The sequence below is a fragment of the Mycobacterium sp. NGS45 genome, assembly GCF_059812645.1.
In genome coordinates, this window is record NZ_JCALDB010000009.1 from 80284 (window position 1) to 99912 (window position 19629).

The window sequence follows — 19629 nt, forward strand, 5'->3', positions numbered from 1 at the left end:
TGATTTCATGAGATCTCCCTGGCAGTTTCCAGCGCCCGGTCGCAGACCGCGTCGATGGCGTGCGGCCGGTCGTGGCCGGCCTGGCAACCGATGGCGATCCGGGTGCCGCCGTCCAGCAGCACCGCCCAGCGGATGTCGTGCTGGGGTCGGACCTCTCGGTAACTGATCGCCGGCCGACCGGCCCGGCGGTCATCCGGGTCGAAGTCCACGAACACCCCCGCCGGTTGCTGGTCGACGGCGCGCCGCAGCACCGCCGCGGTGGCGGCCAGATCGGTGCTGGGCACCCGGGCCTGGGTGATGTGCAGGATCGTCGACGGATCGCCGGGCGCGCTGACCTCGACCCGCGCCGAACCGGGGCCGCCGGTGACCCGGCGCACCAGCCAGTCGGCCGGCACCTGAACGCCGACCCGGCCCTCCACCAATGTGGTTGCCGGCACCCCGGTTTCGCCGCCGGTCGAGCACAACGCTGCGGTGATCGCGGCGACGACGACGGCAACGGCCGGCCACTTGCGTCGTCTTTGCGCCCTGGGCGAAGGTGGCGCCGCGTCGGGCTGCGGACCGGCCGCGGCAACTGCGGCGATCAACAGCGCGTCATCGACCTGGCGCACCCGCACGCCGCGGTCACGCAACCGTCGGCTCAACTCCGCGGCGAGATCGGCGGCACCGGCGACGCCTGAAGGCGCGTCGATCAGCACCCGATCGGTGCGGCCGCGGCGAACGGTGCGCAGCAGCCGGGCCACCAGCGGCCCGACGTCGTCGGCGCGGGCAAAGACACGCTGCCCGACGGCGCCATCCGTGCCGCGCACCAGCACCAACTGCTCGGCGATCTCGATCAACGTCGCGGTGGGCGCGGTGCGGGCCAGTAGGTCGGCGCGCGCTGCGACGGTGACGGTTTCGGCGTCCAGCTCGGCGAGCGCGGCCAGCCGGTCGGCCCGGCCCAGCGGCCACCAGGACGGGTGCACCAGGGTCGTGTCCGGGGTGTCGGCCAGTAGCGGCCCGAGCAGCTGCGACCACAGACCGGCGGTGTCCACGACGCGATCACCGACCAGCACGGCGGGCTCGTCGAGGCCGCGCAGTGCGGCATCGCTCAGTTCGGCATCGGCGCGTCGCGGCGCACCGGCGCCGGCCAGGATGCGTATCTCGGCCGGGCCGACCTCGCACAGTGTCACGGTTCGACCCATCCGACCTGCACCAGTTGCTGTCCGGCGGTGCGGGTGATCAGCAGGCCGCGACCCGGAATGTGTTGTGCCACCCGGGTTGCGCCGAGCAGCGGCCCGTCGTCTGGGCCGATGCTCAGCACCACGGCCATCGCGTCGAGTTCGCGCACCGCAGCCAGCACCGGCTCATACAGGGCGCGCGCGGCGCCTCCGCTGCGCCGCGCGATCAGCAGGTGCAGCATCAGGTCGCGGGCGTGCGGCAGCAGCTCGAGCAGCGGATCGAGCACCCCGGTCGCGCTGATCAACTCGTAATCGTCGATCACCAGGTAGGTCGGTTCCGGTGCCGGTGCCTCCTCGGCGTCGAGGTGCCCGCGCAGGGTGGTGACCAGATCGGCGACCGCAGCCGAGATCTCGCGCGGGGTGCAGGCACCCGGTGCGGCAGCGCCGGCGAGGGTGCGGCGCGGATCGAGCAGCACGATCTTTGCGCCCGGTCGGGCCCGGATCCCGGTCAGCAACATGCGCAGCGTCGCGGTCTTTCCGGAGCCGGCCGCGCCGAGCACCAGCAGATGCGGTTGCGCAGCGAAATCGGCTACCGCCACCTGCAATTGATCCGATTCCAGACCCAGCGGCAGCGCACGACGGGTGGGTGGTGCTGCGTCGAGCAACTCGACGGCGTCGGCGCGTTCGGGCAGCAACCGGATTTCCGGCGCGCACGCGTCCCGATGGCGGCCGGCCAGGTCGGCGGCTGCCGCAGCCGCCGCTGCGGTCAAGTCGGTGCCGCCGGCGGTGTGGTCGAGCCGGGCCACCCCGATGGTCAACGGCGCGCCGTCGGGTGCGAGCCCCTGACCGGGCCGCCCGGTCGGTACGCCGTGCGCGGCGCGGCGGTCGATCTCGGAGTCGGCCGGGTCCCCGAGGCGCAGCTCGATACGGGTGCCGATGTGGTCCTTGAGCGCGGGCCGGACATCGGCCCACCGGCTCGCGGTCAGCACCACGTGCAGCCCGACCGCCAGACCTTCGGTGGCCAGCGCGGTGACCGCGAGGTCCAGGCCGTCGAAGTCCTGCCGCAGCGCGGCCCAGCCGTCGATCACCAGGATCACCGCCCCGCGCGGATCGTCGGGGCGGGCCGCAGCGCCGGCAGCCCGCCGGCGCAGCACACCGGTCAACGTCGACACGATCCGCTGCGCCAGTTCGGTGTCGCGACGCCCGGCCAGCGCCCCGATGTGCGGTAGACCGGCCAGCGGTGCCAGACCGCCACCGCCGAAGTCCAAGCAGTACAACTGAACCCGGCCGGGGTCATGGCGGGCGGACAATCCCAGGATCAGGGTGCGCAGTGCGGCGGTCTTACCCGAGCGCGGGCCGCCCACGATGCCGACGTTGCCGCCGGCGCCGGCCAGGTCCACGGTCAGAGTCTCCCGGCGCTGCTGGTAATACCGGTCGACGACACCGAGCGGCACTGCGAGGTCGGCCGGCGGCACCGAGTCCAGCAACTGCTGCAGAGTGGGTGGTTGGCGCAGCGGTTCCAGCCAGACCTGGTGCGCGGGCGGTCCGAGGCCGGCCACCGCGGCCAGCACCGCGGCGCTGAGCGTGCCGGTGGACGACGACGCCGGTCGGCCGGTCCAGACCGGTCCCACCGGTTCGGCACCGAACGGCACCGCGCGGTGATCGGTCACCGGCGGCGGTACCGGCGCCACGCTGGGTGCCGGCTGCGAGACGCACGCCGTCTGGAACGGCACGGGTTGGCCGGCACCGACTTTCAGGTACGCCGCACCAGGTCGCGAACAATTTTGATAGGCGTCCGGCACCCCCAGCACGGCGCGGGATTCCGCGGCGGTCAGGGTGCGCAGACAGATCCGATAGGACAGCGCGGATTCCAAACCGCGCAGCCGGCCTTCCTCCAGACGCTGACTGGCCAGCAGCAGATGGATGCCCAGCGAGCGACCCAGCCGTCCGATCGCGATGAACAGTTCGATGAAATCCGGGTGTTGGCTGAGCAGTTCGGAGAACTCGTCGACGATCACGAACAACACCGGCAGCGGCGGCAACGCGGTGCCCGCACCGGCCGCCCGCCGGTAGTCGGCGATGCCGGCGAAGTTCCCGGCTTCCCGCAGCACCCGCTGACGCCGGTTGATCTCGCCGGACAGCGCATCGTGCATGCGGTCCACCAGATGCGCCTCGTCGGCGAGGTTGGTGATCACCGCGGCGACGTGCCGCACCGGCTGGAACTCCAGGAAGGTGGCCCCGCCCTTGAAGTCGACCAGCACCAGGTTGAGCTGCTCGGGGCTGTGTCCGGCGATCATCCCCAAGGCGATGGTCTTGAGCAGTTCGGACTTTCCGGAACCCGTTGCGCCGATGCATAATCCGTGCGGACCCATGCCGCCTTCGGCGGCCTCGCTGATGTCCAGGTCGATCCGGGTGCCGTCGGCGGCCGACCCGAGCGGGACGCGCAGCCGCCGGCCGCCCTGCGCCCACTGGCGGTTCGGGTCGAACCCGGTCGGCGCGGCCAGACCCATCAGCGCCGGCCAGCCGGTGGCCGCGGTGGGCTCGGCGTCCGGATGGTAACCGGCCAGCCGCTGCGCGCAGGCCCGCGCCGCCGACAGCGTCATCCGGTCCGGGGACACCGGTTCGGGACTGCCGGGCAGCTGGAGCCCGGCCGGGGTCAGCACCAACTGTTGGGTACCGGCCGGCGCGCCGGTGGCCGCGGCGAGCACCGCGACCCGCTCGGGTAACCGCCGACCCGGCGGCGGCGGGCCGTCGACCAACAGCAGCAGGTGCCGACTCACCGGCAATTCGGATAGCAGCGCCAGCGCTTTCTCCAGGTCCGGGTACTGCAGCCGCAGCGGGCCGGCAGCGTCGGCGGCCACCGGATGGGCGTGCTGCGGCAGCCATTTCAGCCAGTCCCAGTGCGCCCGCTGGTCGGGCCCGAGGACCGCGGCCACGGTGACGTCGGCGGGGCTGTGGGTGCTGGCCAGCGCGCAGATCATGGCGCGCAGCAGCGGCCGCGGGTCCTGGCCGTGCACGCAGGTGACCTGCCCGGCCAGCGATACCGTGATCGGGGCATCCGGGATCAGTTCGTGCGCGCCCAGCAATCGGTGCACGGCGGCCGTGCAGAGCGGGTCGGCCGCATCGGCGTCGTGCTCGCACACCGTGGGCTGCAGGTCGGTGCGCGTCAACCCGGAACCGACCCGGACCGCCAGGAAGTCGAAGTCGGTACTGCTGCGCTGCCACATCCGGGTGGTTCCAGCCAGCGACCACAGCGTGTGCGGAGCGGGATGGTCGGCGCGCAGGGTGTCCAGTTGGGTGGCGGCCGCGGTGTCCAGCTGGGCGTTGAGTTCGACCAACCGGTGCAGGTAGCGGTCCCGGTCGGCGTCGAGTTCGGCCCGCAGCCGACCGCCGCCGTGGTGCACCAGCATCGTGACGCAGGACATCAGCATCAGCACGGGGAAAGCCAGGAACACCGGGTTGCGGGCCGTGCCGGAACCCGAGAGGGTCAGTACCGCAATCATTCCCAGCACTGCCAGCACACCGACCAGCGGCGTCAGCCGCAGCAGCAAGGGCACCGCGGCCGGTTTGGGCAGCACCGGCGGCGCGTCGATCCGGAGTTCGGTTTCGGCCGGCCGCGCGTGCCGGTCCCGGGGCATCCGACGCACGGCCACGGTCGCGGTGCTGGGCGGGCTCGGAGCTGCCGGCATGTCGGGGACGCTAGGCAGCGCGGACGGCCCCGGCAATTCACCTGTGGATGGCGGTAGGTGCCGGTGGCGCGGCGCGGATACCGTCGGCGCGCATGACAACTCACCACGACACCGGATTGCGCCGGGTTTCGGTACACGTTGCCGCGCCGGGATCCGGCACCGAGATCGATCTGGCGTTACCGGCCGGCATCCCGGTCGCGACGCTGCTGCCGACGCTCGTCGACATCGTCGTCGCACACGGTTGCGACGCGGCCGCCACGCTGGCCTGCTCGCAGTTGAGCCTGCTCGGCCAACCGCCGCTGAACATGTCGAAGACGTTGGCGCAAGCCGGTATTCGGGACGGCAGCACCCTGGTGCTGCACAGCACACCCGGTCCGCCGGTCCGGGTCGCGGTGCACGACGAGGCCGACGCGTTGACCCGTCGGCCGCCGACCCGGCAGTGGGACCCGGAGTGCTCGCGACTGGCCGCGGCCGGCGCGGTGCTGGCCGCCGCGGTGCTGTTGGCGATGTTGGCGGTGCCGGGCCCGCCCGGGGCACCGGCGGCACTGTTCGGCGCGGCCGCCGGCACCGCGGCGGCCGGCGCGCTCGGATTGTTCACCGCAGCCTGTTTCGGGGCGCTGCTGACCATGGCCGCGGCCGCGGCGGTGCTGTGCGAGCCGCCGAACACCGGTGCGGGCACGCTACTGCTGCTGGTCTCGGCGGCGCTGCTGGCCGGTGCGGGCCCGTTGGCGGCGCGCAGCTGCCGGACCGAGCAGACCGGTGCGCTGCTGGCCGCGGCCGATCGGGCGCAGCAGCTGTTGACCGCCTACACCGTCGCCGGTGCCGCCGGTGTGCTGGCCGGGTCCACGTGGACGCTGGTGGCCGCACCGTCGTCGACGACGGCCACCGCGCAGGCCGGACTAACCGCGGCCGCGCTGCTGCTGCACGCCCGCACGCATCGCGGAACCTGGTCGCGCGCCGCGCTGCTGACCGCGGGCATCGGCTGCGCCGCCGGCGCGCTGTTCGTGCTGCGCAGCCAGTACCCGCAGCTGACCGGATGGTGGGCGCTCGCGCTGTGTGCCGGGGCGGCGACCGCGGGCCGGCTGGGTTGGTCGGCCGGCTCGGCTCCTCCGCTGCTGCGGCGCTGCGCCGACGCGGTCGAGTGCCTGGCGGTGGCGGCGTCGGTTCCGCTGGCCGCGTACCACCTGCAGCTGCTGGAGCTGCCGTGAGCGGGCCGGCCCGCCGGCTCGGTGTGGCATTGAGCGCAGCGATGCTGGCCGGTGCACCCGTGCTGGTGAGCCCGGCACATGCGCTGGTGCCGCCCGTGGTCGACCACACCGCGCTGCCCGAACCCAGCCCACCGACACCACCGGTTGCCACCAGTCAGGTCGCCGCATGCGTGGTCGCGCCGCGCGCCAAACCCGCTGCGGCACAGCGCAGCAGCCCGATCGCCGGCTATCCGCTGGCCGACCTCTGGAAGTTGACTCGCGGTTCCGGCCAACGCGTCGCGGTGATCGACACCGGGGTGAGTCGGCATCCGCGGCTGGCCGCGCTGGAACCGGCCGGCGACTACGTCGGCTACGGCGACGGCACCTCGGACTGCGACGCACACGGCACCATCGTGGCCGGGATCATCGCGGCCGCACCGGATCCAGCCGACAGCACCGGTTTCAGCGGCATTGCGCCCGAGGTCACGCTGCTGTCCATCCGGCAGTCCAGTGCCAAGTTCGCTGCGGCCGACCAGGACTCGGCCGGCGGCTACGGCGACGTCGACACCATGGCTGCCGCGGTGCGCACGGCAGCCGACCTGGGCGCCACCGTGATCAACGTGTCGGTGGTGGCCTGCGCCGGCGGCGGTATCGACGACGCGGCCCTCGGCGCCGCGCTGGCCTACGCGGTCGACGTCAAGGACGCCGTGGTGGTGGCAGCGGCCGGTAATGCCGGCGGTCTCGGCCACTGTCCGCGCCAGCCCGACGTCGACGATCTGACCTGGGAAGCCGCGCGGGTGGCGGTCAGCCCGGCCTGGTACGACGACTACGTGTTGACCGTGGGTTCGGTGGCCGCCGACGGCACGCCGTCGGAGTTCAGCATGCCCGGCCCGTGGGTCGACGTCGCCGCCCCGGGCGAGCAGGTGGTGTCACTGCACCCCAGCGGCAGCGGCCTGGTCGACACGCTGCCGCTGCTGGACCGGGAGATGCCGATCTCCGGAACCAGTTACGCGGCACCGGTGGTCAGCGGTCTGGCCGCGCTGATCCGGGCCCGGTTTCCGGAGCTCACCGCGCGCCAGGTGATGACCCGGATCAAGACCACCGTGCAGCGCACCCCCGGCGGCTGGAATCCGGTCACCGGGGCCGGGATCGTCGACCCGGCTTCGGCGTTGAGCGCCGACACCATCGCGATCGCGCCGGTCACCCCGGCGGCCCGACCGGTCGGGCCGACCGCGCCGCAACACAGCGCCGACCCGCGGCCGGCTCGGATCGCGTTGGCCGGTGCGGCCGCGAGTCTGCTTGCGCTGGCGGCGATCTCAGCGCGCCGGCAGCTGCACGTCCCAGGCGACCAGCGCCGCGGCGCGGTCCAGGGTGGGGCCGATCGGTAGCGCGGCCAGCAGCCAGCGCGGGACCGGTTGCGGCTGCTCGGGCAGCCCGAGGGCGGTGCGGGTCTGCTCGTCGGGGATGTCGAACCGCGCCCCGGTGTCCACGATCAGGGTCCCGCCCGGCACGGCCGGGCCGTCCGGGCGCACGTAGAGGCTGCGGCCCGGCGGCATCGACACCGCGTCCAGACCGGGTCCGTCGCCGTCGGCCGAGGCCAACGCCACCGCGGCGTCACCCGACGGCGCGCCCACCGACAGTGCGGTCAGGCCGGATTGCCACGCTACGCACAGCACGTCGACCTCGGCGCCGCGCGGCGCACCGAACTCGGGCAGCTCGGCCAGCCGCAGTACCCCGACGGTCGGCACCCGGGCCAGCACCGTGGGGTCGACGTCGGGGATCTCGGCGCCGGGGCGCACCGAGCTGAGCCGGATCAGGTCCACCAGTTGCGCCCCGATCCGCTGCACACCGCCGGACAACAGCACGTAGTACTGCACGCCGGAACCGGCCTGCACCCGCAGCACGTCCCCGATCCGGTACTGCGACAGAGCTGCCGGTCCGGGTCCACCCGCGCCTGGGATGGCCGGCGCCGTGATCGGCGCGGCCTCGGGCAGCGCGTTCAGCAGGGTCGCCGAAACCGGTTTGGGCTGCACACCTTCCAGCCGCAGCGCGCGCAGCACCGCGGGGTCGGTGCGGTCGATCCGGGCCCGCCGGCCGCCGAACAGCAACTGGGTGGTGCCGCCGGGACCGACCACCAGCACCGGTTCGGCCTCGGCCAGTCGGCCCGAGTCGGCCGGCTGATCGGTGCCCAGGACCACCGTGGTGCCGGCGCCGTCGCAAACCTGCCAGGTCACACCGGTTTCGGCCAGCGTGCTGCCGACCGCCGCGGGGGCACCCGGGATGCCCAGCGGTGCACCGCGTTCGGTGTCCAGCATGGTGGCGTCGTCGACCACTCGCGGGCTGACCGGCCGGCCCGCGATCAACTGTGCGGACACCAGGTTGGGCACCGGATGCCAGCGGCCCTGCATGCGCAGGTACAACGCGCCCGATCGGGTCAGTACCACCTCGGCGTCGGCCGTCGGAGGCTGCGGGCGCAGCACGCCCCAGATCCCGGCACCGACCACCAACAGCACCGCCAGCAACAGTCCGGCCAGCAGCGAATACAGCGGCGCGCGTACCGATTCGGAACCGAGCTGCCCGGTCAGCAGTGCGTGTTCACGCCGGCGGGTGCGGTAGCGCGCTACGTCCAGCGCCAGCCGGGTGGAGGTGGGCGTCACCGCCCTCACGGTAGGCCGTCGGCCGCGCTGGTGTGCGCGGCGATGCACAGCGGCTCAGCGCCAGCGGGCCCACACGTAGGGCACCAGGGCGCGCAGGAAGTCCAGGTCGGGGCCGGGCTGGGCGTCGGCGAAGGCCTGCGTGAAGTACTCCTCGGCGGTCAGCAGGATGCCTTCGGCGAATTCGGTGGTGAAGGTGATGCTGTCGTAGTGGTCCATCAGGCTGCGGATCCGGGCCACCAGTTCGGGTTCGCGTTCGGACCGGTCGAGTGCCAGGTAGTGCGCCACCAGGGCGCGGTCGTCGCCCTCGGCGTTGGCCATCAGGTGTACCAGCGGCAGCGTGCGTTTGCCTTCGTAGAGATCACCGAGGATCTCCTTGCCGTAGGTGGCTTCGTCGCCGAGCAGATTGAGCAGGTCGTCACGGATCTGGAAGGCCGCGCCGAAGTGAAAACCGAACCGCACCAAGGCGCTCAGGTCGGCGGTCCCGTCCGATCCCACGATGGCACCGACCCGCAGCGGGTGAATCGTGGTGTACCAGCAGGTTTTGTGCATGATCAGCTCGAGGTAGTCCTCCGGGCGCAACTCGGCGACCCCGTCGAGTTGCCAGCCCAACTCGGTGGCCTGCCCCTCCAGCGTGCGCATCGCCATGGTGTCGAATTCGCCCCAGACCAACTCGGCGAGGTCACGGTCGAGTCGGCGGGTGGCGCGGCGCAGCACCTGCCCGGCCACCACGGCGAGGCCGTCGCCGGCGTTGATCGCCGCGGCCAGGCCGTGCTCGGCGGCCAGCGTCGGACGCCCGCGGCGCATCTCACTGCCGTCCGCGACGTCGTCGTGCACCAGGAATGCGTTGTGCAGCAATTCGATTGCCACCGCAATGCCGTGCAGGTCGTCGGGACGACCGCCGAACGCATGCCCCGCCGAGAGGCACAGTGCGGGCCGCAACGCCTTGCCGGGGCGAGCTGGGTACTCCCGCATCGGTCCGTACAGCCAGCGCACCGGCTCACCATCGGGCAGCGCGTCGAGCATGGCGTTACGCACCACACGCCCGACGTCGCGCAGCCGCGCTTCGACGGCATCCACGTGCTCGGTGAGCATGACTTTCCCCTCCGGATCCAGTGCGCTACCGATAGAGTAGGGCCAGCGGTGAGGGGGTGCGGGCAGATGGCCGACGTCGATGCGCAGTTGGCCCTGTTCGGCGCCATCGACGACAAGGTCTGCCACACCACGAATCCGACGGTGCTGGGCCTGGTCGAGGAGTTCCTGCCCGGCTCGACGCGGCCCGGGCAACGGGGCTGGTACCGCGAATTGCAGGGCTACGTCAAGCGAAACGCCACCGCGCTGCGCTCGGATCCGGACCGGGCCGAAGCTGCCGGTGAGGTCCGCTTCCCCACCCTGGCGCAGGCGCTGGACCGGATCACCGCGGAGCCGGCCGGCGCACCGGTGACCGCCAAACTGCTGTACGCCGCCAACGTGCTCAAGCATGTGGTGGACGAGGAGGATCCGGACGCCTTCGGCCCCGAAGCGGCCCCGTTCTTCGAGCGCGACGCCCCGATGGATCCGGTGGCGGCACTGGTGAACCAGGCCAGCCCGGCCGATCCGGACACCTGCATCGGGATGGCCGGCAGATTGACCGGCGCCAAGGACCGCAACAGCTACCGACAGACCATCCTCGATCTGGAGGGCGACGACGGGATCCCGGCGCCGGTGGCGCGCGGCCCGGACGCCTGCGTGGGACGGTTGAGGCGGGTCGGTGGACAGTACTGCAGCGTGGTGCGCACCGACTGGCTGCGTCCAGACATCACCTTGGAACAGATGGCCGCCACCATCGAGCCGCGCAATTGGCCGATGCTCTACGACTTCTTCGTCGACATCCGCACCCGCACCCCGTTGACCACGGCCGGCTGGATCCGGGTGCTCGAGGTGGTCAGCCCGGACCGCAGCCAGTGGGTGCTGCGGACGTCGCTGAGGTACTGGAAGGCCGAACCCCGTGCGGGCGGGATCTGCATCAACTACGAACTCGACGACGTCCGCGACCCTGCGGACTCCGGACTGGTCGAGGTCGACAACGGCTACCTCTGGATCACCGAACTCGAGCCCGGCGTTCCGCAGTCCGGCGTGCGGATCCGGACCAGCAAGGAACTGCGGATGCGCGGCCTCAGCCCCACCAGTACCGCGGCGCTGGCCTGCCACAGCGGCTGGTCGGATGCCGGAACTCAGATGCTCACCGACAACGCGCACAATCCGCCGTCCGGATGCATTCCGTTCCAACCGTTTTCACCCACCGAGGAGCCGGACACCGACACGCAGGCCGGGCCGGCCGATACCCCGCCGACCGATCCGGTGGCGGCGGCCGAGGCCGCCGCCGAAGCGCTGGATCTGCCGACCGGGTGGCGCGAGGTGTTGATCGACAGCGTTCGGGGCAATGCGCAGCACTACGTCGACGTGGCGGCCGGCCTGGCCAACCAGACCGCACGGCAGTGGGCCGATGGCCTGTCCGATGCCGACCTCCGTGATCTGGGCACGCGGTGGGGGCAGGCCTGGACCGACTACGCGGTGCAGGTGTTCAACAGCGCCCTGGCCAGCCTGCGCACCGATTCCGAGGAGCAGCACTGATGTCCGAATTCGAGCCGCTGATCGAATCGGTGCGCAGCCAGGCGCAGTCGATGATCTCGCGGACCGCCGAGCTGGCCACCGAGGCATCCGGCAAGATCAATGAAGACCGGTACACCGCAACGGATCTGATGCAGACCATGGCCGCGCTGGTCGACCTCACGGTGCGCGGCAGTGTCGAGCTGAGTCGCACGGTGCTGCGCGAAACCCCGGCCAGCGGACGCCAGGTGGCCGGATACACCAACACGGTCGCGACCCGGATGGCCCAGCAGGCCCAGATCGTCGCCGAGGCGGCCGCCGCCAAGATCGGCGCCGGTCGCTACAGCGTCGACGACGCTGTGGTGACCGCCACCAGATTCGCCGACATCGCGCTGGTCGGCGCGATGGAGATCGGACAGACCGTGCTGATCGGGCCGGCCCCCTACGACGACCAGCCGATCGAGATCGAGTTGCACGCCGCTGCCGCCGAGCAGCCCCGCGAGCTGCGTGCCCACATCCGCCGGTTCGGCGATCCGAACGAGGCCGAAATACCAGCTTCGGCAGTGAGTTTCGATCCGCCGACGCTGGATCCCGGGGTGCAGGACTTCCGACTGCGGGTGGTGCCGTTCGAATTGGCCAGCGGCGTCTATGTCGGCACGGTGGACGCCGGCGACGAGGCCGTCCACGTCGAATTCGCGCTCTAGCCTGACCCAGGTTCCGGGCCGGGCAGGGTCAGCACGAGCGGTAGCCACACGGCGTCCTGCCCTTCGGCCAGCAGGGTGCCGCGGTACTGTCCCGGCGGCCGGCCGGCCGGCAGTTGGACGACCACGATCGTCGCGCGACTGGCTCCGGCCGGCAGCACCAGCAGCTCGGGCTCGAAACGCACGCAATCGGATTCGATCACTGCGCCGTCGTGGGTACGTAATTCGCTGCAGCGCAGCCGGATCGGGCCGAGCTGGTGTGCTCCGCGGTGGTGCAGCCAGACCGGCGCCGCTGCCACGCCGTCGCGTACCGACAACCGCAGCGCGTCGTGGTCCGGATCGAAGCGCGGCCGGCAGCCCAGCCGCGCGAGTTCGGGTGCGTCACCGGCGATGATCCGGTCGACGACCGCGCGCGCAGCGCGTACCCCGCGGGCCTGCGCCCGGGTCAGCGCAGCCAAATTGGCCGTCGGGTCGAACACCTGCGCCCACGGCAGATCGGCGATGCTGCCGTCGTCGATCCCGGTCATGTCCGCCATCTCAGGGCAACCAGTATCCGCGGATCCGCTGGTGGCGGCCCCGGCCCAGTAGGGCGTTGGCGGCCTGCAGCCCGGAGCGGACCGCGGCCTCGATGCACCCGGCGTTCATGCCGCAGTCGGTCCAGTCGCCGGCCAGCACCAGGTTGTCGTAGCCGCTTTCGTCGGGACGCAGCCGATAGCGGTCCGACCCGGGCACCGACTGCACATACCGGTCCGACGGGTCGACGTTGACGCTGATGTACTGGGTGTCCACCGCGGCGGCCCCGCGCGCACCGTCCGCCCCGGCCAGGAGTTCCCAGGCGAAACCGTCCGGACCGACCGCGTTCGGAAACCACAGTCCGACATCCCGATTCAGGAAGTCGGTGGCGTCTTGGCGCACCTGGGTGCGGTACCGACGCAGTTCGTCGGCTGCGTTGTGCTGGGTCGGCACCGGGGCGTTCAGGCTGCCGCAGAAGTAGGCCACGGTGCGTGGCGCGTCGTCGGCAGGCCACTGTTCGGCCCACAGCGTCTGCGGCATCGACGCCCAGGTCTCGAACGGCGGCAGGTAGGCGCTGGTGGTCACCGCGGGTGCACCCGACCAGCCCAGCTCGGCCGGCTGTGGCCGCAACCAGATCTGCAGCGCCTGGGTGGCGACGGTGCGCACCCGGGTCAGCATCTGCTGCCACGCGCTGCTGTGCTGCACCAGCTCGTCGGCGACGATGCCGAGCATGCCGTGCGAGACCGCGAGCACCACCTGGTCGAAGTCCACACCGCGGCGCAGCACCCGCACTTCGGCGTCGTCACGCGCGCCCCAGTGCTGCTCCAGATCCGCCGGCCGCCGGCAGCGCTGCCGGTCGGCCGGGTCGAGTTGGTCGGCCAGCGGCGCGGCCGGAAACACCGGCAGCCCGGCCACTTCGGTCAGCGGCCGGTATTCGTCGACGCCGTCGGCCAATCGCAGCTGCCGGCCCAGGGTGATCGCGGCGATGCCGTGCGCCTGCGCATCGAGGTGCAAATGGTCGAGCCGGTGGAAGAACTCGAAGCGCACGCCGCGGTTGCGCAAGGCCTGATAGATCGGAGCGATCACGACGTCGCCCATACCGGCGGTCATCTTCCAGAACATCGCGCCCTTGTACTCGAAGAGCACCAGCCCGGTCAGGAAGATCGCCAACCCGGCACCGAAGGCCGGCCGCTGCGGATCGGCGTCCTCGAAGCCGAACACCAGATCGTAAAGACCGCGGATCAACGGGAATTCCAGGACATCCGGATGCCCGCCGTGCCGCAGAAGCCAGCCGCCGAAATCCTCGTCGTTGACCGCGCGGAAGCCACGCGGGTCGGTGATCAGCCGGTCGGCGACGATGCCACGGACCGTGGCGGTCACCAACGACAGCAGCAGCCAGCTGCGTTGGTGATCACGTCGACGGCGGTGGTCGAGTTCGGCCCGGATGGTGGCCAGCACCCGATCCAGACCGTCGACCGGCCCCTGCTGCCCCGGCGGGCCGGCGGCCAGCTCGGTCAGCACCGCCGTCACGGCGCGCCACATCACCTCGCCGGCACCGGATTCCGCGGGTGGCTGCGGTGAGGTGCTCAACCGCAGCGTGGGCGGGCCGGCATCGCCGATCGAGGCGGCGAAGTCGGCCAGCAGGTCCAACGAGCGTTCCAGGAATCCGACCGCGGTCATCTCCCGGCCGTCGGTGTCGGCGGCCGGTGATTCGTCGTTGGGTCGGAAGGCACCCAGCCAGGTCCCCCAGTCACCGCCCCAGCGTTCGGCCAGGCCCAGGTCGTCGGCCGGGATCAAGGCCTGGTCCCAGGACCGGATGGGGGCGCGAGGGTCGGTGTTCGCCCGGTCCAGCTCCTCGTAGCACTCGCGCAGCAGATTGAACGCGTTGACGTAGGAACCCAGCCAGATGTGCAGGCCGTGCTCCTCGATCCGGCCGTTGCGGCCGCGACTGGAGGCGGCCTTGCCGCCGAGGCGCCAACCACGCTGGTACACCGTGATCGATTCGAACTGCTCCCGATTGCCCGGCGCGCTCAGCCGCCAGGCCGCAGTCAACCCCGCCATGCCGCCGCCCAGGATTGCGACGCGCGCCGGTCGGCGTGCCCTCATCGCAGCAGCATCCGGGCCCGCTGCAGCGCGGGCCAGCTGCTCGACTCCCCGAAACGCTCGACCGCGGTCGCCAGGTCGGCCCGGGCGGACTCCCCGAACCGCTCGAAAGCATCTGTGGCAGCTGCCAATTCGAAGATCGCCGCGCGCTGGCGGCGGGCCAGGTCCAGCGCCGCCCGTAGATCGGCGCGGATGTCGGCATCCTGTTCCCAGGTGCGGGCCCGCCACCGCAGCAGCTCGGCGTCGTAGTAGTGCATACCGGTTTCCGCGGCCAGCGCCAGACCGGTGTCCAGCCGCTGCCGGGCGGCCTCCGGGCGACCGGCCGCCAGCAGCAGCCGGGCCAGCACCGCATCGTAGGAGGTGAGCATGATGCGGAACTCCAGCGCCCGCCAGGCTTCGACCAGCGCCGTGACCGCCTCGATGTGGGCAGCCAGTTCGCCGGTGTCGCAATCGGTTTCCACCGCCCGCAGCGCGGCCACCACGACCTGCTGGGCCGCGCCGATCGCCTGCCAGGACTCCAGCCCGTGCGCTCCGGCCTGGGCCAGCAGGTCCTGCATGGCCCGCTCGGCCAGGTCCAACTGACCGGAGTCGATCCGCATCAACACCTCGAGCTGACGGGCATAGGCCAAACTGAACGGTCCCTGTGGCACACCGACTTCGGCGCAGCGGTCGACCGTCGCGTCCAGGGCGGTTTGCGCTCCGGCCAGATCACCGTGCACGTAGCGGGCCAGGGCCAGATGCGTGTGGATCGAGGCGATCGGCTCGTTGGCCATGAACCAGCTCTCGAACAGGGTCGGGGTGACCCGGCCGCGGAGCTGTTCAGCCTCGGTCAACTTGGTCAGCGCGGTGTCGAAATCGCCGCGGTACCAGGCGATCATGCCGAAACCGGCGGTGTTGGTCGGCAACGCGCCGACCGGGTCTTCGGGCAGGCCGGCCTCCAATGCGGTCAGCAACTGCTCGGCCTGGTCGAGGTCGGCCCGGGTGGCGTAGTAGCCGTACAACGCGGTCAGGGTGGGAAACAGGTCCTCGTTGAGTTCGGTGCCGCTGAGTTCCAGACAACGCCCGAAGTCGGCGAATGCGTGCCGGCTGGAGGCGCCTTCGGCGGCGTACCACAGGAACCCACGCCGCAGCCGGAGCCGGATCTCGACGTGCGCCTGCTCGGCCGGGTCGAGTCGGTCGAGCAGCGCCAGCGCCCGAGTGAGGAACTTGCGTGATTCGTCGAGCGCCCCGCGGCGGCCGGCGGCAGCCGAGGCCTTCTGGTGCGCCACGATCGCCTGCTCGAACCGCTCGGCACGTTCACAGTGGCTGGCGATCAGCGGCCAGTCCACCGCACCGCCGGCCAGAGCCAGTAACGCATCGGCGATCTGGCCGTGCAGCTTGCGCCGCACACTGGGCGGCACCAGCTCTTCGGCGGCCTCGCGAAGCAGTTCGTGCCGGAACGCCACCTTGGCGCCGTCGTCGGTGAACACGAAGACCCGATGTTCGACCAGTTCGGCCAACGCGGCGTCCAGGGCTTCGTCGTCCATCCCGACGACGGCTGACAGCAGCATCCGCCGGATCCGCCCGGTCATCACCGAGGCCGCCTCGATCACCTTGGTGCCGCGCGGGCAGGACCGCAGCCGGGCCACCAGCGCCTCATACAGCGAGTCCGGAACCTCGACCGCAGCACCCACCTTGGCCGCGACTTCTTCGATGTAGAGCGGGATCCCGTCGCTGCGCCGGCGCACGATCGCGCGGGCTTCGGCGTCCAAGTCGGGATGCAGGGCGGCCACCAGGGTGTCGGTTTGGCCGGCGGTCAGCGCCTTGAGGTCGAACTGCACCACACCCGCGGCGGTGTTCACCGGGTCCGGGACGCGGCTGGTCAGCAGCACCAGCAACCGTCCGCAACGCTCGGCCAGCAGCATCTCGGTCAGTTCGGCGGTGTCCTCGTCGAACCAGTGCATGTCCTCGGCGACCACCAGGGTCGGGGCGCCGCGGGTCAGCGCCAGCAAGGCGTCCCGCACGCCGTCGGCGATCTGCCGGAACAGTTTCATCCCGTCGGCCGGCGCGGGCTGGTAACCGGCGGTCGGCGAAATGCCGAGCACCGGGGCCAGCAGCGGGACGGTCAGCAACGGTTCGACACCCAGCTCGGTCAGCATCGCGGTCAGCCGCTGCAGGCGCTGCGCACCGGTGTCGGCCGGCACGATGCCGCAGCGTTCCTCGAGCAGCTTGCGGACCGGGTGCAGTCCGACGTGGCTGTGCAGCGGCGAACCGCGCAGGGTCAGCACCGCGCCGCCGTCGGCACGCACCCGGGCCACGATCTCGGCGACCAGCCGGCTCTTGCCCAGACCGGCCTCACCGCGCAGCGCCACCCCCGGCGAGGTCAGGGTGCCGGCCTGGGCCTGCGCCCAGGCCGCGATCAGGTGCGCGGCCTCGGCGTCGCGTCCGACCAGCGGACCGATCGGCGAGGGCAACTGCACCGGCCGCTCGGCGAGCACCAGATAATGGTCGATCGGGTCCTGGATTCCCTTGACCCGCTGCGGATCTCGTCGCTGAAGTTGGAACCGTTCGGCGACCAGCCGGGCCATCTCCGCGGAGACCACCACGGAATCCGGCGGGGCCAGCCCGGACACCCGGGCGGCGACGTTGGCGGCCAGCCCGTACACGTCGTCCTGGCCGATGTCGAGGTACACCACACCGCGGTGCACGCCGACCCGGACCTGGATCTCGAAGCCGTACCGCCGGGCGGCCTGCGCACTGATCCGGTTCACCATCCGGACGATCTCCACCGCGGCGTGCACCGCGCGCACCGCGTCGTCCTCGTGGGCCTGCGGGTGGCCGAACACGCCGAGCAGCCCGTCGCCCTTGGTCGAACCGATGTGGCCGCCGAACCGTTCCACGATCTCGGTGACCAGAGTCTTGTAGCGGGCCACCACCGTGCGGTAGGCCTCGGGTTCCACCCGGGTGGACAACGCCGTGGAATCCACCAGGTCGGCGAAGAAGATCGTCAGCCGCCGGATCTCGCCGCGATCGGTGGGTGCGCCGAGCAGATCCTCGGCGTCGGCGTTGCCGGCGTCCTGGTCCAACACCTGCTGCGCCAGCGCGCTGGCCCCGGCTCGGTCACCGGCGTTGATCGCTCGTACCGCGCGGTCGAGCAACTCGTCGATGTAGCGGGCGTCCGGATCACTCACAGGGCAACGGACACCGGAACGTCGGTTGCGCCCTGATTCGCCGGATCGGTGACGACCCGGGTCAGCCGCACCGTCCCGACGTAGTACGCACCCAGGTACTGCGGCTCGGCGACGCTGATCCGGAATGCCGTGGCGCCGGCCGGCAGTGTGCGTCCCGGGTGGAATCTCAGCGCGGCATCCGGGATCACGCGCGTCCCGGCCAGCTGCCGGAACGGGACGGTCACGGTGATGCTGCGGGCAAATGCCGCGTCCACCGGGACCTTGATGTCGGTGCCCGCGGGCCCATCGTCCGGGGCCTGCGGTGCGCAACTGCCCATCACGTTCTGCAGATGGTTGGCCGACCCGCGCGCCACGATGTCGTAGAACCGCAGCATCGACTTGGTCCAGCCGTCCAGACCGTAACTGCCGGAGTCGATTTCGGCGGCCACCGAGCGGGCCAGGGCTTGCGCTTCGCGGACCGCGGTCTCGGTGGTCGCGGTGAACCGGTCCACGGTGTCATCGAGTCCGTTCATGGCTTGTCTCCCTTGGGAAGTTCGGCGAGCCGCTTGACGAAGGTGAACGGATCCGAAGCCAGCCGGGCACCCAGCGTCGCACCGAAGCGGCTCAGGTCGTCGGGCTCCAGAGCCCCCTTGGCCCACTTGGCGGCCAGCGCCGAGCTGTCCCGGGTCAGCGCCGCCAGGCATTCGGAAACCATGCTGACCGCCAACCCACCGGCCGTGCTGCTGGGCGAGGTCGCGGGGGGCGGTTGGCCACCAGAGCCGGTGGCTGCCCCGGTCGCGACCGGCTCGGGTGGCTCGGCCCAACCCACCGCGTCCTCCGGCGGGTTCTGCGCGCCGCCGACGATCATGTCGAGCGCGGCCTGTCCGTATCCGGACGTGCAGACCAGCAGCTTCTGCAGGAACGGTGACAGCGGATCGATGTGCACCAGCTTGGACGTGGTCACCGTGACCCCGGTCGACATTCCGGCCGACGATCCGCGGTCCACCTGGAGCCAACCGCGGTCCACCGTGATGGCGCCGTCACCGCCGCACGGAAACGGTTGGGAATCGTCGAGGTCGTACTGCACCACGGCCCGATCGGTGCCGACCGAGGCCTTGGAGTATTTCAGCGCGGTCCGCCAGGGCGGCAGCCAGCCACAACCCAGGCTGGCGTACTCCATCAACCGGCCCCACCCGTTCGGGGCCAGGCCGGCGACCGGGTCGATCCTGCAGAAGAAGTCGGCGCCGATCTTGTCCCAGTTCCGCGGGTCCAGAATGGCGATGACGTCTTCGAATTCCACGGTGTCGTCGACGAAAACGGTCTTCACCTCTACGCAGTCGATACCGGCTTCGGTGCGGACCACCCGGGCCCGGCACGGCGGCAGGGCTGCCACGGTCGGATCCAGCAAGCCGGCGCGGGCCGCCAGCGCGGCGACCTCCGGCCAATCCCGCCAGCCGTGGAACTGGTTCTGCAGCAACGCCGCCAGCAAATAACCGGTCTGATGTTCCCGCCGGATCGGCCCGGCCAGGTCCAAGACCCCGGCGATGGCCTCGTCGGTGCCGGTGGTGCGCGACAACGGCAGGTTCAGCAGCACGCCGAGCGCGAAGCTGATCCGGGACAGCACCGGTTTGGACAGGTTCTCCGCGCCGGTCAGATAGTCAAGGGCCGCATCGAGATCCGGGAACCCGGTCAAGTGGAGGTCGCGCTGCAACTGCTCGGACCAACCGGCGTGCGCCGCGAAGGTGGGCAGGTACGGTTCGGCCGCGGCTCCCACCGCGGGGTCGGCCAGGATCGCCCGATCGATCGCGACATAGATCGACAGCAACGACAGCAACGTGCTGTTGCCGTCCTGGGGCGGCATCTTGGATGAAGTCATTACCCCTCCTA

The 19629-nt window shown here is 71.5% G+C and carries 13 protein-coding genes; 4 read left to right on the top strand and 9 right to left on the bottom strand.

Going from position 1 to position 19629, the window contains the following annotated elements:
- Positions 1-5: 5 nt before the first annotated feature.
- Complete coding sequence (locus AC5Y3P_RS10345) at positions 6-1181, bottom strand: type VII secretion-associated protein (RefSeq protein WP_500045803.1); 1176 nt, start codon at positions 1179-1181, stop codon at positions 6-8.
- Positions 1166-4846, bottom strand: a complete 3681-nt coding sequence (gene eccCa, locus AC5Y3P_RS10350) for a type VII secretion protein EccCa (protein ID WP_500045804.1) — start codon at positions 4844-4846, stop codon at positions 1166-1168. Before eccCa ends, AC5Y3P_RS10345 begins: the two co-directional genes overlap by 16 nt.
- A gap of 92 nt (positions 4847-4938) precedes the next feature.
- On the opposite strand from eccCa, the gene AC5Y3P_RS10355 reads away from it, so the two are divergent.
- Positions 4939-6054 carry an EsaB/YukD family protein gene (locus AC5Y3P_RS10355; RefSeq protein ID WP_500045805.1) on the top strand — a complete coding sequence of 372 codons (1116 nt, stop codon included), beginning with the start codon at positions 4939-4941 and terminating at the stop codon, positions 6052-6054.
- Positions 6055-6095: 41 nt separating this feature from the next.
- On the top strand, positions 6096-7421 hold the full coding sequence (gene mycP, locus AC5Y3P_RS10360) for a type VII secretion-associated serine protease mycosin (protein WP_500045915.1): 1326 nt from the start codon (positions 6096-6098) through the stop codon (positions 7419-7421).
- Here the strand turns inward: mycP and eccB are convergent.
- Both eccB and AC5Y3P_RS10370 read right to left on the bottom strand, forming a co-directional pair.
- On the bottom strand, positions 7350-8690 hold the full coding sequence (gene eccB, locus AC5Y3P_RS10365) for a type VII secretion protein EccB (protein WP_500045806.1): 1341 nt from the start codon (positions 8688-8690) through the stop codon (positions 7350-7352). The genes mycP and eccB overlap by 72 nt on opposite strands.
- Before the next feature lie 54 nt (positions 8691-8744).
- Positions 8745-9782 carry a polyprenyl synthetase family protein gene (locus tag AC5Y3P_RS10370; protein ID WP_500045807.1) on the bottom strand — a complete coding sequence of 346 codons (1038 nt, stop codon included), beginning with the start codon at positions 9780-9782 and terminating at the stop codon, positions 8745-8747.
- Positions 9783-9848: 66 nt separating this feature from the next.
- Between AC5Y3P_RS10370 and AC5Y3P_RS10375 the strand changes: the two genes are divergently transcribed.
- Together AC5Y3P_RS10375 and AC5Y3P_RS10380 are read left to right on the top strand one after the other, a co-directional pair.
- Complete coding sequence (locus AC5Y3P_RS10375; protein WP_500045808.1) at positions 9849-11300, top strand: hypothetical protein; 1452 nt, start codon at positions 9849-9851, stop codon at positions 11298-11300.
- Positions 11300-11980 carry a hypothetical protein gene (locus AC5Y3P_RS10380; RefSeq protein WP_500045809.1) on the top strand — a complete coding sequence of 227 codons (681 nt, stop codon included), beginning with the start codon at positions 11300-11302 and terminating at the stop codon, positions 11978-11980. Before AC5Y3P_RS10375 ends, AC5Y3P_RS10380 begins: the two co-directional genes overlap by 1 nt.
- On the opposite strand, the gene AC5Y3P_RS10385 is transcribed toward AC5Y3P_RS10380, so the two are convergent.
- Genes AC5Y3P_RS10385 through AC5Y3P_RS10405 form a run of 5 tightly spaced genes read right to left on the bottom strand, consistent with a single transcriptional unit; the run spans position 11977 to position 19618 of the window.
- Positions 11977-12504: a hypothetical protein gene (locus tag AC5Y3P_RS10385; RefSeq protein WP_500045810.1), complete on the bottom strand. Its 528-nt coding sequence runs from the start codon at positions 12502-12504 to the stop codon at positions 11977-11979. The genes AC5Y3P_RS10380 and AC5Y3P_RS10385 overlap by 4 nt on opposite strands.
- Before the next feature lie 10 nt (positions 12505-12514).
- Positions 12515-14596: an FAD-dependent oxidoreductase gene (locus AC5Y3P_RS10390; RefSeq protein ID WP_500045811.1), complete on the bottom strand. Its 2082-nt coding sequence runs from the start codon at positions 14594-14596 to the stop codon at positions 12515-12517.
- A complete protein-coding gene (locus AC5Y3P_RS10395; protein ID WP_500045812.1) occupies positions 14593-17763 on the bottom strand; it encodes an ATP-binding protein in 3171 nt (1056 codons plus the stop codon). The genes AC5Y3P_RS10390 and AC5Y3P_RS10395 overlap by 4 nt, the downstream gene beginning before the upstream one ends.
- A complete protein-coding gene (locus tag AC5Y3P_RS10400) occupies positions 17760-18275 on the bottom strand; it encodes a hypothetical protein (protein ID WP_500045813.1) in 516 nt (171 codons plus the stop codon). The genes AC5Y3P_RS10395 and AC5Y3P_RS10400 overlap by 4 nt, the downstream gene beginning before the upstream one ends.
- A complete protein-coding gene (locus AC5Y3P_RS10405; RefSeq protein ID WP_500045814.1) occupies positions 18272-19618 on the bottom strand; it encodes a hypothetical protein in 1347 nt (448 codons plus the stop codon). Before AC5Y3P_RS10405 ends, AC5Y3P_RS10400 begins: the two co-directional genes overlap by 4 nt.
- Between the last annotated feature and the right edge of the window lie 11 nt (positions 19619-19629).

Coding starts and splice junctions, on each gene's coding strand:
- AC5Y3P_RS10375 (WP_500045808.1), top strand. CDS start 9,849: ATGGCCGACGTCGATGCGCAGTTGGCCCTGTTCGGCGCCATCGACGAC.
- AC5Y3P_RS10355 (WP_500045805.1), top strand. CDS start 4,939: ATGACAACTCACCACGACACCGGATTGCGCCGGGTTTCGGTACACGTT.
- AC5Y3P_RS10380 (WP_500045809.1), top strand. CDS start 11,300: ATGTCCGAATTCGAGCCGCTGATCGAATCGGTGCGCAGCCAGGCGCAG.
- AC5Y3P_RS10370 (WP_500045807.1), bottom strand. CDS start 9,782: ATGCTCACCGAGCACGTGGATGCCGTCGAAGCGCGGCTGCGCGACGTC.
- eccCa (WP_500045804.1), bottom strand. CDS start 4,846: ATGCCGGCAGCTCCGAGCCCGCCCAGCACCGCGACCGTGGCCGTGCGT.
- AC5Y3P_RS10405 (WP_500045814.1), bottom strand. CDS start 19,618: ATGACTTCATCCAAGATGCCGCCCCAGGACGGCAACAGCACGTTGCTG.
- AC5Y3P_RS10385 (WP_500045810.1), bottom strand. CDS start 12,504: ATGACCGGGATCGACGACGGCAGCATCGCCGATCTGCCGTGGGCGCAG.
- mycP (WP_500045915.1), top strand. CDS start 6,096: ATGCTGGCCGGTGCACCCGTGCTGGTGAGCCCGGCACATGCGCTGGTG.
- AC5Y3P_RS10400 (WP_500045813.1), bottom strand. CDS start 18,275: ATGAACGGACTCGATGACACCGTGGACCGGTTCACCGCGACCACCGAG.
- AC5Y3P_RS10390 (WP_500045811.1), bottom strand. CDS start 14,596: ATGAGGGCACGCCGACCGGCGCGCGTCGCAATCCTGGGCGGCGGCATG.
- AC5Y3P_RS10345 (WP_500045803.1), bottom strand. CDS start 1,181: ATGGGTCGAACCGTGACACTGTGCGAGGTCGGCCCGGCCGAGATACGC.